A 12,088-nucleotide genomic window follows, 5' to 3' on the forward strand; every position below is an offset into this window, starting at 1 on the left:
AAGGAAGGCACGATCGTAGTAACGTATCCAGATGGTTCTAGTGAAGAAGTGACCGTGAAAGTCACAGTAACAGAAAACCCAACAGATGCGGACAAGTACGAACCAACTGGTAAAGATATCACAACACTAGTAGGAGGCACTCCAGCAGCCGAAGATGGTATCGGTAATGTACCAGAACTTCCACCAGGCACGAAGTTTGAATGGAAGACCCCAGTCGATACAACAACGCCGGGCGATAAGGAAGGCACGATCGTAGTAACGTATCCAGATGGTTCTAGTGAAGAAGTGACCGTGAAAGTCACAGTAACAGAAAATCCAACGGATGCGGACAAGTACGAACCAACTGGTAAAGATATCACAACACCAGTAGGAGGCACTCCAGCAGCCGAAGATGGTATCGGTAATGTGCCAGAACTTCCACCAGGTACAAAATTCGAATGGAAGACCCCAGTTGATACAACGACACCAGGTGATAAGGAAGGTACGATCATCGTGACCTACCCAGATGGCTCAACTGATGAGATCACAGTGAAGATCACGGTCACAGATAACAAGACTGATGCCGATAAGAACGAACCAATCACTAAACAGATCGAGGTCGTTCAAGGGCAAGTGCCAGATGCTAAAGATGCGATCGCAAACTTAGGCGATCTCCCAGCTGGTACTAAAGTCGAATGGGTCGAAACGCCAGATACTTCTAAAGTTGGTACGTTCAAAGCGTTAGTCAAAGTAACGTATCCAGATGGCTCTGTTGACATCGTTGAAACAACGATCACTGTCAAAGCCAAAGCAACTGCTGGTGGACAAACGCCAGGTACTCCAAGTCAAAAACCGGAGGCACCAGCTACGACCTCAACAACTAACAAGCAAACACCACCAAGTGCAGCTAAGACTGAGTTACCACAAACGGGTGATTCAGACGATCAAAAGGCTAAAGCCCTTGGAGCAGCTTTAGCTGGCTTGGCAGGACTTGCAGGTTTAGGTGCTTTGAAGAGCAAGAAGAAACGTGAAGAAGAATAAGCGTTGATCCGTTAGCTGAGACTTACTCAGCCTAAAAGAGGCAGGCTATTTCAAGTAATTGAAATATGCCTGCCTCTTTTGTGTGCAAAAAATAAGACCTTGAGTCGTTTCAAGGCCTTAGATCATTATTTCAAATTTTCCTCAGTGGAGCGAGCCACTAACACATCACATTTAGCTGTTCGAGTCACATGCGAAGCAACAGAACCAGTTACGATGCGGTGTAAGAAACTCTTACCGGTCGAACCAACGATGATCATGTCAATGTTGTATTCGGGTTGGAAATCTTCGGTGATCACGATCTTGGGATTACCAAAACGAATGTGGACATTGATCTGATCGGTCTTAAAACCATGCTTTTCAATGAGTTCTTCACGTAATTTGAGCAAATATGCTTCGTTTTCTTGTTCGATCCGATATATCTGTTCCCCATCTAAAGCGATCCCGGCGCCACCGTATTCGAGTGAATTGAGATCCAAGACACGTAAAATATCTAAATGAGCCTCATTTCTTTTAGTTACATCGATCGCAGTTTCTAACGCTATATCAGAACCCTTAGAACCATCGATCGCTACTAATACACGCTTATAATTAAGTGCCATCATGCATCACCTTACCTTTATCTCTTTATTTAATGATACTCCCTTGGCTTAAAAATCTGCAAGCGATATCCCTTACTTGAGTGGGGTCAATCCACTGATCATTTCCCACAGACAGATAGCGAGCAAAAGGCAGAAGGGTAAGTTGAAAATAGCGGCTTTTATGACGGTGAGATCGACTGGGGCGAGTAGTTTGTGTTGGCGCATTTTAAACTTACGCCAGAGGTAATAGAGCCCTAATAGCGCCAGTCCGCCCATAATGATGATGTTTATGACTGTAGCTATATTTTCCGGGAAAAGTCCCAAAAAGCGGTCCATCACGTCAGCTAAGATCATATTATTGAAGATGTGGACGTAGATCGCATATTTCAAACCGTATACAACAGCGACATACCCTAAAAGGATGCCTAAAATGAAGGCGAAAGGTGTCTGGACGATATTGCCATGGTAGATGCCAAATAAAAAGGCTGAAAAAATAATTGCAAAACGGGTGCCATAGCGTTTGAAGTTTTGCAGGAGAAAACCACGAAATAAGATCTCTTCTCCAAACGGGGCTAGAAATGACCCATAGATAAACATCGAGAGCATTTCAGTAGCTCCAGTGGCACTTTCTTCTTGGCTTTGAGCACTCAGATGAAAGAAGTTTAAGAGCATCTCGATCAAGGCACTGTTGTAGCTGAAAATGATCTGTGTCAGCCCTAAAAAGCAGACCCATTGAAAAAATTCTTGCGCAGTTGGTTTGCGATAAACATCAAACAGGTGGCGTTGGGTCCTTTTATTTGTAGCGGCAAAAATAATGAACAATTCAGCAGCAACGGCAAAAAAGTACGGGATGCCAGTTTCATCGGGATTTTCTGGATTTAAGATGACAAGCGCTTCTAAAATAGCAATGTTAAATGCTATTAGGCAGGTAAGACCGACCCAAAGTGTTTTTCTGAGATCTTTACGTTCAGTTTTTTCCATATAACAAAACCTTTTTCCATAAAAAAATAGAGCTAAGAAAGTGCTCTCAGCTCTATTATTACCCAACTTCATTTAATAATTCAAGATGTTGTTTCTTTAGTTCATCAAGTTGTTCTTTACTGATCTTGTTTAGTTCGTAAAGCTTTTCTTCAACTTGTTCTAAGACGGCGATCCGATCAGCCACACTGCCAACAAAATCGTATTTGTCGCCATCGATGATCAAAAGGGGCGAAGAATCGTATTCTTCCATCCAAACAGCGTAATGACGTAAAAGACGTTGGTAGTATTCGACTAAGGAAGGATCACGTTCGACTAATTCGTAATCACGGCCGCGTTTTTCGATCCGTTTTAACATCGTATCATAGGACACTTTGATCGTGATCATCAAATCGGGTGACTTCTTATGGGAAGCAAATGGAAGTTCTTCCATCATGTTTGAAAGTAAGCTCTTGTAGATATCGTATTCGACTTCGGTTGCGTTGCCCATTTCGGTGTTCATCTTCATGAAGATCTCATCTTCGTAGATCGAGCGGTCCAAGATATTGTTGTCTTCTTGCATAGCAGCCTTGATCATCGCAAAACGGCGGTTTAAGAAGAATGTTTGTAAGAGGTAGGCATACGGGTTAGTGGCATCTTTATCGCCCGCAGCGCGCTTTTTAGCGGCGATCTCGTTACCTTTGTAGAAGATAGGTAAGACGGGATTGTCTTTGACCGGTTCATAATATGCTTTGGTGCCTAATTCTTGCGCCAAAATTTCGGTTAAACTCGACTTCCCAGAGCCGATGATTCCTGATAGTGTGATCAAAATGATTGAAGCATCCTTTCCTAATAATGTCTGGTTAGTGTTAAATTATTTAAGTACCTCTACAATCATACTCGGAAATCGATCAAAAATAAAGCTTATCTTGTGTTTTTTTAAAATTAACCACAACATGTTGTAGGAATGGAGACGCGTATCGTTTTAACAGTAATAACTTGCTTTTACTGATTTTGGTCACGTATACTGAAAATATACTTACTTTAGGAGGCCACAAAATGAAATCTGTATATCTTGCATCACCATTTTTTAGTCCAGCCCAAAAAGAACGGATCGCTAAAGTCAAAGAAGCATTGAGCAATAATAAAACGATCGATGCTCAAAATATTTTTATTCCCCATGAACATGAATATAAAGCAGCTGAATTTGGAAGCTTTGAGTGGCAAAAAGCTACTTTTGGCCTTGATACTAACCAAATCGATGCTAGCGATGTAGTCGTAGCGATCGTGGACTACAAATTAGAAGAGACCAAAGAAAACGAACCAGACTCAGGAACAGCCTTTGAGATCGGTTATGCTTATGCCACCAAGACGCCAGTGATCGTTGTGCAATTTGATCCTGAAAAAGAAGTCAACTTGATGATCGCCCAAGGCTTGACCGCATATTTTGATGTTACAAAAGAAGGTTTGGAAGCGTTGGAAGAATATGATTTTGACGAATTGATGCCAAAATTCTGCCCACGCCCTGTGATTTAAATAAATTTTGCTAACTCCTACTACGTGTAGGGGTTATTTTTTAGCTTATTACTTAAAAAATAAAGTTTAAAAAAATATTTCACATTTGTGGTATTTTACACTTGTGAAGTATCACAAATGTGGTATAATTATTTTTGTGGAGGTGAGAACCAATGGAGATCGACATCAAAGGTTACCTACGTGAAAAGGAATTGACCATTTATGAGGTATCCAAGAGGTCGGGTTATGGTTATACGACCCTTCATAAATCGTTCAACAAGCAACAAACTCGGGCAACTTCCTTGAATTTGCGTGATCTTGATGCCTTAGCTAGGGCACAACATGCAACGATGTGGCAAGTTTTGCAAGAGCTCGAAGAAAACTATATGAATTGGAAGTAATGTAGTATTACGATTTATGATCTAAAAAGCTCCGGTTGGTCACTTGGGCTTTTTTCTGCAGGCGAGTGTTTTTGTTTGCAATGTAAAATTATAAGTTGTATATTACAAGCGTTATAAATTTAGAAAATTATTTAAGTAAAAAAGCGAGGGATTATTTATGGCTAGATATACAGATCCATTTGGAGACATGGACGACATTTTTAATCAATTATGGGGCAACAACGGCTTAAGCTCAGAAAGCAGTCGTTACATGATAAATGGTCATGAAGTTACACCTGAAGAATTCAGACAATATCGTCAAACAGGTCGCTTGCCAAATCAAGCACAACAACAAGCTGCTGCTCAAGCTCAACAAGCTGCAATGCAACAACAAGCTGGCCAACAAGAAGGTAGTGTTTTGCAAAAGCTTGGTCGCAATTTGACCCAAGATGCACGTGAAGGTAAGTTAGATCCAGTTATCGGACGTAAGAAAGAGATCCAAGAAGCAGCTGAGATCTTGGCTCGTCGGACAAAGAACAACCCTGTTTTAGTTGGGGATGCTGGTGTTGGTAAGACAGCTGTTGTTGAAGGCTTAGCCCAAGCCATCGTGAACGGCGATGTACCAGCTGCGATCAAGAATAAAGAGATCGTAAGTATTGATATCTCTTCACTTGAAGCTGGGACACAATATCGTGGTAGCTTTGAAGAAAACATCCAAAACTTGGTCAACGAAGTCAAAGAAGCTGGCAACATCATCTTGTTCTTTGATGAGATCCATCAAATTTTAGGTGCTGGTTCGACCGGTGGTGACAGTGGCTCGAAAGGTTTAGCTGATATTTTGAAACCTGCATTGTCGCGTGGTGAAATTTCAGTTATCGGTGCAACGACACAAGACGAATATCGTAACACTATTTTGAAGAATGCTGCTTTAGCACGGCGTTTCAATGAAGTTGTCGTTAACGAACCTACACCAGAAGACACCTTCAAGATCTTGGAAGGTATCCGTAAACTTTACGAAGACCACCACAATGTTGTCTTACCAGACGATGTTTTGAAGGCAGCCGTTGACTTATCAGTACAATATATCCCACAACGGACATTACCTGATAAGGCGATCGACTTAGTAGATATGACGGCCGCTCACTTAGCATCACAACACACAGTTACAGATGCTAAGCAGATCGAAGCTGAGATCAAGAAAGCTAAAGATGAACAACAAGCTGCTGCTGATAAAGAAGATTACGAAGAAGCTTTGAATGTTAAAGCTAAGATCGATGAATTAGAAGCAAAATTAAACAGCAATTCAGAAGCACAAAAAGTTACAGCAACCGTTGACGATGTAGCTCAATCCGTAGAACGTTTGACAGGTATTCCTGTATCTAAGATGGGTGCAAGCGACATCGAACGCTTACGCAATATCGAAAGCCGTTTGAAGGGCAAAGTTATCGGTCAAGACGAAGCGGTCGAAGCTGTTTCGCGCGCTATCCGTCGTAACCGTGCTGGCTTTGATGATGGCAACCGTCCAATTGGTTCCTTCTTATTCGTTGGGCCTACAGGTGTTGGTAAGACTGAATTAGCTAAACAATTAGCTTATGACATGTTTGGTAACAAAGATGCGATCATCCGCTTAGATATGTCTGAATACTCAGATCGGACAGCTGTTTCTAAGTTGATCGGGACAACAGCCGGTTATGTTGGTTATGATGACAACAGCAATACTTTGACTGAACGTGTTCGTCGTCAACCATATTCGATCGTCTTGTTAGATGAGATCGAAAAGGCTGATCCACAAGTAATCACCTTGTTATTACAAGTGCTTGATGATGGTCGTTTGACAGATGGTCAAGGTAACACAGTCAACTTCAAGAACACAGTGATCATCGCAACTTCAAACGCTGGCTTTGGTAACGAAGCTTTGACAGGCGATAAAGATAAAGACGAAGAGATCATGAAGAAGTTAGCTCCATACTTCAGACCTGAATTCTTGAACCGTTTCAACGCGGTCATCGAATTCTCACACTTGACCAAGGAAGACTTGCACCACATCGTTGACTTAATGTTAGCTGATGTAAACCACAACTTGGCTAAGAAGGGCTTAGACTTAGAAGTTTCTGAACCAGCTAAGGAATTCTTGATCGAACAAGGCTACGATGAAGCTATGGGTGCTCGTCCATTGCGTCGTGTCATCGAACAACAAATTCGTGATAAAGTAACTGACTTCTACTTGGATAACATTGATGTTAAGCATTTAGAAGCAGATATGAAAGATGGAGTCTTAGTTATCGCAGAACGTAAAGACGATGCTAAGAAAGAAGAACCTGAAACAGAAGCTAAAGACTAAAACTTCTCCTAAACAATGAAATAACACACACGAAGCAATCGTCAGTTCTTGGCGGTTGCTTTTTTTGTAGTGCGTAGCTTATGCTTGAGATGAGGGGGGATACTGATGCAGACTAAAATAGAATTTCGCAAACGACAATTAGAAAAATTAGCCAATAATACGCTCGAAACCAACGCTTCCGGAAGTAAGTTAGCAGAAAAATTATTTATGACAGACATTTGGCAACAAGCGCAGACGATCGGGCTGACGATGGCAGGTAAGATCGAAGTACCGACTGAAGTGATAAGCATTCAGGCTAAACGTGAAGGAAAAAAAGTTTTTTATCCGCGCACGCTGCCTAAGCGCCAGATGGTATTTTTACCAGCAGAGACGGAAAATGATTTTGAAATGAGTAAGTTTGGTGTCTTAGAACCTAAATATGATACTAAAAAAGTTCAAACTGACATAGATCTTTTGATCGTTCCGGGCATAGCCTATGCTTTGGACAGTAAGATCCGTTTAGGGTTTGGTGGGGGCTACTATGATCGCTATTTGAAGAATTTCCCAGGAAATACTGTATCTTTGGCGGCGCCAGCAATGGCTTATCCAACAGCGCAGTGGCCAGTAGATGAATTTGATGTTCCACTCCAAAACGTGATCACGCTGACAGACTAAAAATTTAGTGCTATAGAAATAGCGCGGGCCCCACTATCATGGTGGAGTCCGCGCTATTTTCAATAATTATTTCATTTTCTTTTGCACGTAATTTGATAACCAAGTCAAAAGTGTGATGATGATCAGGTAGATCAAAGCGATGATCGTCCAAACCTTGAAGCCTTCAAGGTTACGGGCGATGATGATCTTACCCGTCTGAGTCAATTCTAAGATCCCAATGATCGAGAGGATCGAGGTATCTTTTAAGGTAATGATGAACTGGTTGACAAAGGATGGCACCATGATCTTGAGCCCTTGTGGCAAGATAACTTTACGCATGGCGGTACCAAATGGAAGACCTAATGAACGGGCTGCTTCCATTTGACCCTTATCGACCGCTTCGATCCCACCTTTGACGAAGGCCGCGGTGTAGGCACCTTCGTTTAACATCAAGGTGATCACCCCAGCGACAAAGGCCGGGATCTTGACCCCAGTTAGCGATGGGAGCCCGTTATAGATGAACAAGGCCAGCACTAGGAGTGGTAAACCACGGAAAATATAGATAACAGTGGTAGAGAAGCCTTGCGCAAATTTATTTGGCAAGATCCCGAGCAATCCGATGATCACCCCGAAGATCGTCGCACAAATGATCCCAACGACAGTTAAATATAAAGTTTCGCCGAGACCTTTTAACAAGGCTTGGCGATTTTGTTTTAGTAACCCGAAAAATGTTCGTTCACTGTTGCCATCTTTTTTGGCATCTTTTTGTGCAGCAACGGTCTCAGAGCTCAAATAACGGTCCACGATCTTTTTATACTCGCCGTTTTGCTTGATCTTAGCTAGACCAGCGTTGAATTTTTTGAGTAATTCTTGGTTTTGACCTTTCATGACCGCAAACCCGTAGTAACCACCACGTGCAGGTTTAGTCACGATCTTAAGGGCCGTGCCGGTTTTGATCGCATATTGCATAACTGGGACGTCTTCAAAACATGCGACCGAGTTTCCGTTGACGACATCGTTATACATATTGTCAGAGTCGTCAAATGTAACAGTGGTAAAGCCATATTTGTCTTTTAAAGACATGGCATATTCACCAGCAGCCGTACCGGTTTTGATCGCCACGCGTTTACCACGCAACTGTTCGAGCTTAGTGATCTTACTGTCTTTAGCGACTGCCATCACAAAGCCAGTTTTGTAGTATGGATCAGAGAAATCAAATTTTACTTTGCGTTCGTCGGTCATCGCCATCCCCGCCATGATCCCATCTAATTGGCCCGATTGAAGCGATTGGACCGCAGCATTAAAACCAACGGGCTTGATCTCAACTTTGAAATTTTCTTCTTTGGCGATCGCTTTTAACAGATCGATATCGATCCCGATATATTGATTATCTTTATTGGCAAATTCAAATGGTGGATAAGTAACATCTGTCCCGATCTGATAAGTTTTTTCTGCATGAGCTGTGGTGCTAAAGCTAAAGAAAAATAGGCACGCACAGAGTAGACTCACGAGTCCGAATAGCTTTTTAGTCATAAAAATACCCCTTACAATGATATATATATTAATATACCATAATCGGGGTTTTAAAAATGGATAAATTTTTTAATTAATTTAGCGCTAAGCCCAGCTCATAGTCTCGAAACTAGACTGTGCTATAATGTAAACGGATGCTTATTGAGTAAAGATGCGATGAAAGAAGGGCATTATGTGAAAATTATTGGAATTGCGGGCTGCTATAAGCGGGATGGAATAACCAAGCAGATGCTAGATCAAGTTTTAGCCAATGTCGGACCCGAAAATGAAGTCGAACAGATCTTTTTATTGGACCATGCGATCTATCCTGGAAGTCCTGACCTAGATAAGCTCGTTGAAAAGTTAAAGCAAGCCGATGTTTGGGTCTTAGCAGCTCCGACATATTGGGGCGCGTTATCGGGTGTGATGAAAAACTTTTTGGATTGCTTACGCCAAGTGACCTTACGTTTTGATAAAAATGGCGATCCGCACCCGATCGAGCCATTTGAACATAAACACTATGTTTTACTGACGAATTGCTATGCTAAAACTTGGGAAAACATGTTCACCGGGACAACCGATGCGGCGTTGCGGACAATGGATAAGGTCATGACGACCCTTGGCTTGATCAAAGCGGGTGAGGCTGTTCAAACTGATACATATTTTCTCACGTCTTTACCGGCTAAAAAACAAGTTGAATTACAACGTTTAGGCCAAAAAGCTGGCACTTTACAGCGAAAGGATGATCAGACTGTGAAACGTTATATCGAGTTATTTTTCATTGTAGCCGCGATGGCTTTTATCACGATGTTGATCCAAACGGGGGTCTTGCATCTATTGGGGCAAACACTGGGATTTTGGAATAATTATATCTCTTTTGTAGTGATCTTTTTTATTCTCTTATCGATCACACTGCATTTCTTCACGGTGGTCAAACATAAGCGCAAATAAGCTATATAGCGAGAAAGTAGCTCTCAAGAAATAACAAGAAAATCACCACGATGCGTTTTTGGCATCATGGTGATTTTTTCGTTATCTATACAGTACTGACCGCTTTTACACTATATTTTAAACTTTAACGATCCAACCTTCAGGCGCTTTTTTGTCGCCAAATTGGATCCCGGTCAATTCATCATAGAGTTTCTTGGTGACTGGACCAACTTCAGTCTCAGAATAAAAGACGTGTAACTTGTCCCCGATCTGGAAACCACCGATCGGAGAGATCACAGCAGCAGTCCCACAGGCACCAGCTTCGACTAAATGATCAAGATCATCTAAGTAAATATCAGTTTCTTCAGTCTCCATCCCCAAGCGCTCTTTGGCGAGATAGAGCAAGGAATATTTGGTGATACTTGGTAAGATCGAAGGGGATTTTGGAGTAACGAACTTGTTGTCGTTAGTGATCCCAAAGAAGTTAGCTGAACCAACTTCTTCGATCTTCTTATGTTCAAGTGGATCTAAATAGATACAGTCCGAAAAGCCCTGTTTTTTAGCTTCAGCCCCAGGTAAAAGACTAGCCGCATAGTTACCGCCAACCTTGCTTTGACCAGTACCTTTATGCGCAGCTCGGTCATAGTTAGCCGCTAAGAAGTTAGTTGGTTGGAGCCCACCTTTAAAGTAGTTACCAACGGGCATGGCAAAGACGGTAAAGATGTATTCAGAAGCGGGATGGACGCCGATATTTGGTCCGACCCCGATGATATTTGGCCGTAAGTAAAGGGTACCACCTGAACCGTATGGAGGAACATAGGCTTCATTTGCCTTTACCACTTGCTTTAGAGCGTCGATGAACATCTCTGTCGGCACTTCTGGCATTAATAAACGTTGGCAGCTACGTTGTAACCGTGCTGCATTTTGATCGGGCCGGAAAAGATTGATACTACCGTCTTTACAGCGATACGCTTTTAGGCCTTCAAATGCAGCTTGGCCATAGTGAAAGACAGGTGAGCCTTCATTGATCGCGATCGTCGCGTCCTCAGTCAAGCCAGCTTTGTGCCACTGGCCATCTTTATAATGTGCTCGATAACGATAGGGTAGCTCCATATAGTCGAACCCTAAATTTTCCCAGTCAAGATCAACTAGATCAGTCATAAAAATTCCTCCTTTGTAGGCTGGTTAGATCGCCTTATATGGATTATAGCACGCTTTAGAGGATTATGAAAAAATAATTAAAACAGCTCGATGATTAAAGCTTATTATTTTTAGCGAATTCGATAAATTCTTGGGCTGCGAGGGATAATTCGGTATTTTTACACCACGCCAAGATGTGTTTACTGTGACGAAGTGGAGTGAAGGGGATAAAGACGAGCTCAGAGGTATCAAACATCTCAAAGGCACTTTTGACACACAATAGGCAAACATCACTTTGTCTTGCCAAAGGTGTAACATTGCCCAAGAGATTGCTAGTCCCCAAAACATTGGCACTGTCGGGGATCGCTTTGAGCCAAGCTTGTAGTTCGCTCTAAAGTTAAATAGTTATATTTAGCTACTTCGAAAGGATAGTTTTTTGCAACCGCTGGCCGAGATAACCGGGGAAATTTTGCACCCAAGTTTGACGAATTGAATGATGATGCTTTGTTTGGTGAAGTTTGTTCACGGGAAGATAAATTATCCGCCCATGACCGTAGTGTGATCACTTTAGCAGCTTTGATCTCAGGGGGAAACTTTGAGCAAGTTAGAGCCCACATGAACATTGGCAAAGCTCATGGGGTCACCAAAGATGAGATGGCTGAGATCACTACCCACCTAGCCTTTTATGTTGGATGGCCGAAAGCTTGGTCAGCCTTTAATATCGCTAAAGAGATTCGGGGCGAATAGAAAAAGCGATCCATCAAATGCGTTTTGGTGGATCGCTTGTTGATTATATAGCGTAGATGCATTACGGTCACTTTTTGTCAGTGGCTTTTTTTTGCTTGCGCCGTTTAGCTAAGAGTTTTTCTAAACGTGGGAGATAGAGCATGAAGATCACACTGATCAACGAGCTTAAAGCGAAAAATAGTAATAAAAATAGTGTCAATAGTAGCATTTTTGAAACGTTATTCAAGGCACAGACAATGAAGATCCCGCTAACGATCAAGGTGATGACAGTCAGGATAACAGTATAGCGTTGTAGTTTAGCGCGATATTTTTGCATAGGGATCCCTCTTTTCTAA

General features: G+C 42.1%; 13 protein-coding genes and 1 pseudogene. 7 read left to right on the forward strand and 7 right to left on the reverse strand.

Annotated elements, in window-relative coordinates; translation table 11 throughout:
- The coding region (locus ABT996_RS08885; RefSeq protein WP_303273424.1) for a Rib/alpha-like domain-containing protein at positions 1 to 1,020 on the forward strand (1,020 nt) is incomplete at its 5' end.
- 125 nt (positions 1,021 to 1,145) lie between these two features.
- Here the strand turns inward: ABT996_RS08885 and ABT996_RS08890 are convergent.
- From ABT996_RS08890 to ABT996_RS08900, 3 genes are all read right to left on the reverse strand, one after another.
- Complete coding sequence (locus tag ABT996_RS08890) at positions 1,146 to 1,619, reverse strand: universal stress protein (protein ID WP_035446723.1); 474 nt, start codon at positions 1,617 to 1,619, stop codon at positions 1,146 to 1,148.
- Between the two features lie 72 nt (positions 1,620 to 1,691).
- A complete protein-coding gene (locus ABT996_RS08895; protein ID WP_035446725.1) occupies positions 1,692 to 2,579 on the reverse strand; it encodes a CPBP family intramembrane glutamic endopeptidase in 888 nt (295 codons plus the stop codon).
- A 58-nt stretch (positions 2,580 to 2,637) separates the two neighbouring features.
- Positions 2,638 to 3,384, reverse strand: coding sequence for a deoxynucleoside kinase (locus ABT996_RS08900; protein WP_010690184.1), 747 nt, complete (start codon positions 3,382 to 3,384; stop codon positions 2,638 to 2,640).
- Between the two features lie 230 nt (positions 3,385 to 3,614).
- Between ABT996_RS08900 and ABT996_RS08905 the strand changes: the two genes are divergently transcribed.
- The 4 genes from ABT996_RS08905 (at position 3,615) to ABT996_RS08920 (ending at position 7,445) form a co-directional block, all read left to right on the forward strand.
- Positions 3,615 to 4,091, forward strand: a complete 477-nt coding sequence (locus ABT996_RS08905) for a nucleoside 2-deoxyribosyltransferase (RefSeq protein ID WP_010690185.1) — start codon at positions 3,615 to 3,617, stop codon at positions 4,089 to 4,091.
- Between the two features lie 152 nt (positions 4,092 to 4,243).
- A complete protein-coding gene (locus tag ABT996_RS08910; RefSeq protein ID WP_004051003.1) occupies positions 4,244 to 4,471 on the forward strand; it encodes a hypothetical protein in 228 nt (75 codons plus the stop codon).
- A gap of 157 nt (positions 4,472 to 4,628) precedes the next feature.
- Positions 4,629 to 6,791, forward strand: coding sequence for an ATP-dependent Clp protease ATP-binding subunit (locus ABT996_RS08915; RefSeq protein ID WP_035446728.1), 2,163 nt, complete (start codon positions 4,629 to 4,631; stop codon positions 6,789 to 6,791).
- A 105-nt stretch (positions 6,792 to 6,896) separates the two neighbouring features.
- Positions 6,897 to 7,445 carry a 5-formyltetrahydrofolate cyclo-ligase gene (locus ABT996_RS08920; protein WP_035446731.1) on the forward strand — a complete coding sequence of 183 codons (549 nt, stop codon included), beginning with the start codon at positions 6,897 to 6,899 and terminating at the stop codon, positions 7,443 to 7,445.
- A gap of 66 nt (positions 7,446 to 7,511) precedes the next feature.
- Here the strand turns inward: ABT996_RS08920 and ABT996_RS08925 are convergent, their stop codons facing one another.
- Positions 7,512 to 8,957: an amino acid ABC transporter substrate-binding protein/permease gene (locus tag ABT996_RS08925; RefSeq protein WP_035446733.1), complete on the reverse strand. Its 1,446-nt coding sequence runs from the start codon at positions 8,955 to 8,957 to the stop codon at positions 7,512 to 7,514.
- A 174-nt stretch (positions 8,958 to 9,131) separates the two neighbouring features.
- Here ABT996_RS08925 and ABT996_RS08930 point away from each other — a divergent pair, with 174 nt between their 5' ends.
- Positions 9,132 to 9,887 carry a flavodoxin family protein gene (locus tag ABT996_RS08930; protein ID WP_035446735.1) on the forward strand — a complete coding sequence of 252 codons (756 nt, stop codon included), beginning with the start codon at positions 9,132 to 9,134 and terminating at the stop codon, positions 9,885 to 9,887.
- 117 nt (positions 9,888 to 10,004) lie between these two features.
- Here the strand turns inward: ABT996_RS08930 and ABT996_RS08935 are convergent, their stop codons facing one another.
- Together ABT996_RS08935 and ABT996_RS08940 are read right to left on the reverse strand one after the other, a co-directional pair.
- Positions 10,005 to 11,027, reverse strand: a complete 1,023-nt coding sequence (locus tag ABT996_RS08935; RefSeq protein ID WP_035446737.1) for a branched-chain amino acid aminotransferase — start codon at positions 11,025 to 11,027, stop codon at positions 10,005 to 10,007.
- A 94-nt stretch (positions 11,028 to 11,121) separates the two neighbouring features.
- Positions 11,122 to 11,331 carry a type 2 periplasmic-binding domain-containing protein gene (locus tag ABT996_RS08940; RefSeq protein ID WP_010690197.1) on the reverse strand — a complete coding sequence of 70 codons (210 nt, stop codon included), beginning with the start codon at positions 11,329 to 11,331 and terminating at the stop codon, positions 11,122 to 11,124.
- Between the two features lie 116 nt (positions 11,332 to 11,447).
- Between ABT996_RS08940 and ABT996_RS08945 the strand changes: the two are divergent.
- A pseudogene (locus ABT996_RS08945) lies at positions 11,448 to 11,753 on the forward strand (carboxymuconolactone decarboxylase family protein); the annotation flags it as partial.
- A gap of 67 nt (positions 11,754 to 11,820) precedes the next feature.
- Here ABT996_RS08945 and ABT996_RS08950 read toward each other — a convergent pair.
- Positions 11,821 to 12,069, reverse strand: coding sequence for a hypothetical protein (locus ABT996_RS08950; RefSeq protein ID WP_035446740.1), 249 nt, complete (start codon positions 12,067 to 12,069; stop codon positions 11,821 to 11,823).
- Positions 12,070 to 12,088: the final 19 nt, after the last annotated feature.

The organism is Ligilactobacillus sp. RTP31139st1_D10_RTP31139_211217, assembly GCF_040226755.1.
In the GTDB taxonomy this organism is placed as follows: Bacteria; Bacillota; Bacilli; order Lactobacillales; family Lactobacillaceae; genus Ligilactobacillus; species Ligilactobacillus animalis.

Bases quoted from the DNA above. Each gene is read 5' to 3' on its own strand.
- ABT996_RS08920 (WP_035446731.1), top strand. From the start codon at position 6,897: ATGCAGACTAAAATAGAATTTCGCAAACGACAATTAGAAAAATTAGCC.
- ABT996_RS08905 (WP_010690185.1), top strand. From the start codon at position 3,615: ATGAAATCTGTATATCTTGCATCACCATTTTTTAGTCCAGCCCAAAAA.
- ABT996_RS08915 (WP_035446728.1), top strand. From the start codon at position 4,629: ATGGCTAGATATACAGATCCATTTGGAGACATGGACGACATTTTTAAT.
- ABT996_RS08935 (WP_035446737.1), bottom strand. From the start codon at position 11,027: ATGACTGATCTAGTTGATCTTGACTGGGAAAATTTAGGGTTCGACTAT.
- ABT996_RS08890 (WP_035446723.1), bottom strand. From the start codon at position 1,619: ATGGCACTTAATTATAAGCGTGTATTAGTAGCGATCGATGGTTCTAAG.
- ABT996_RS08925 (WP_035446733.1), bottom strand. From the start codon at position 8,957: ATGACTAAAAAGCTATTCGGACTCGTGAGTCTACTCTGTGCGTGCCTA.
- ABT996_RS08950 (WP_035446740.1), bottom strand. From the start codon at position 12,069: ATGCAAAAATATCGCGCTAAACTACAACGCTATACTGTTATCCTGACT.
- ABT996_RS08895 (WP_035446725.1), bottom strand. From the start codon at position 2,579: ATGGAAAAAACTGAACGTAAAGATCTCAGAAAAACACTTTGGGTCGGT.
- ABT996_RS08910 (WP_004051003.1), top strand. From the start codon at position 4,244: ATGGAGATCGACATCAAAGGTTACCTACGTGAAAAGGAATTGACCATT.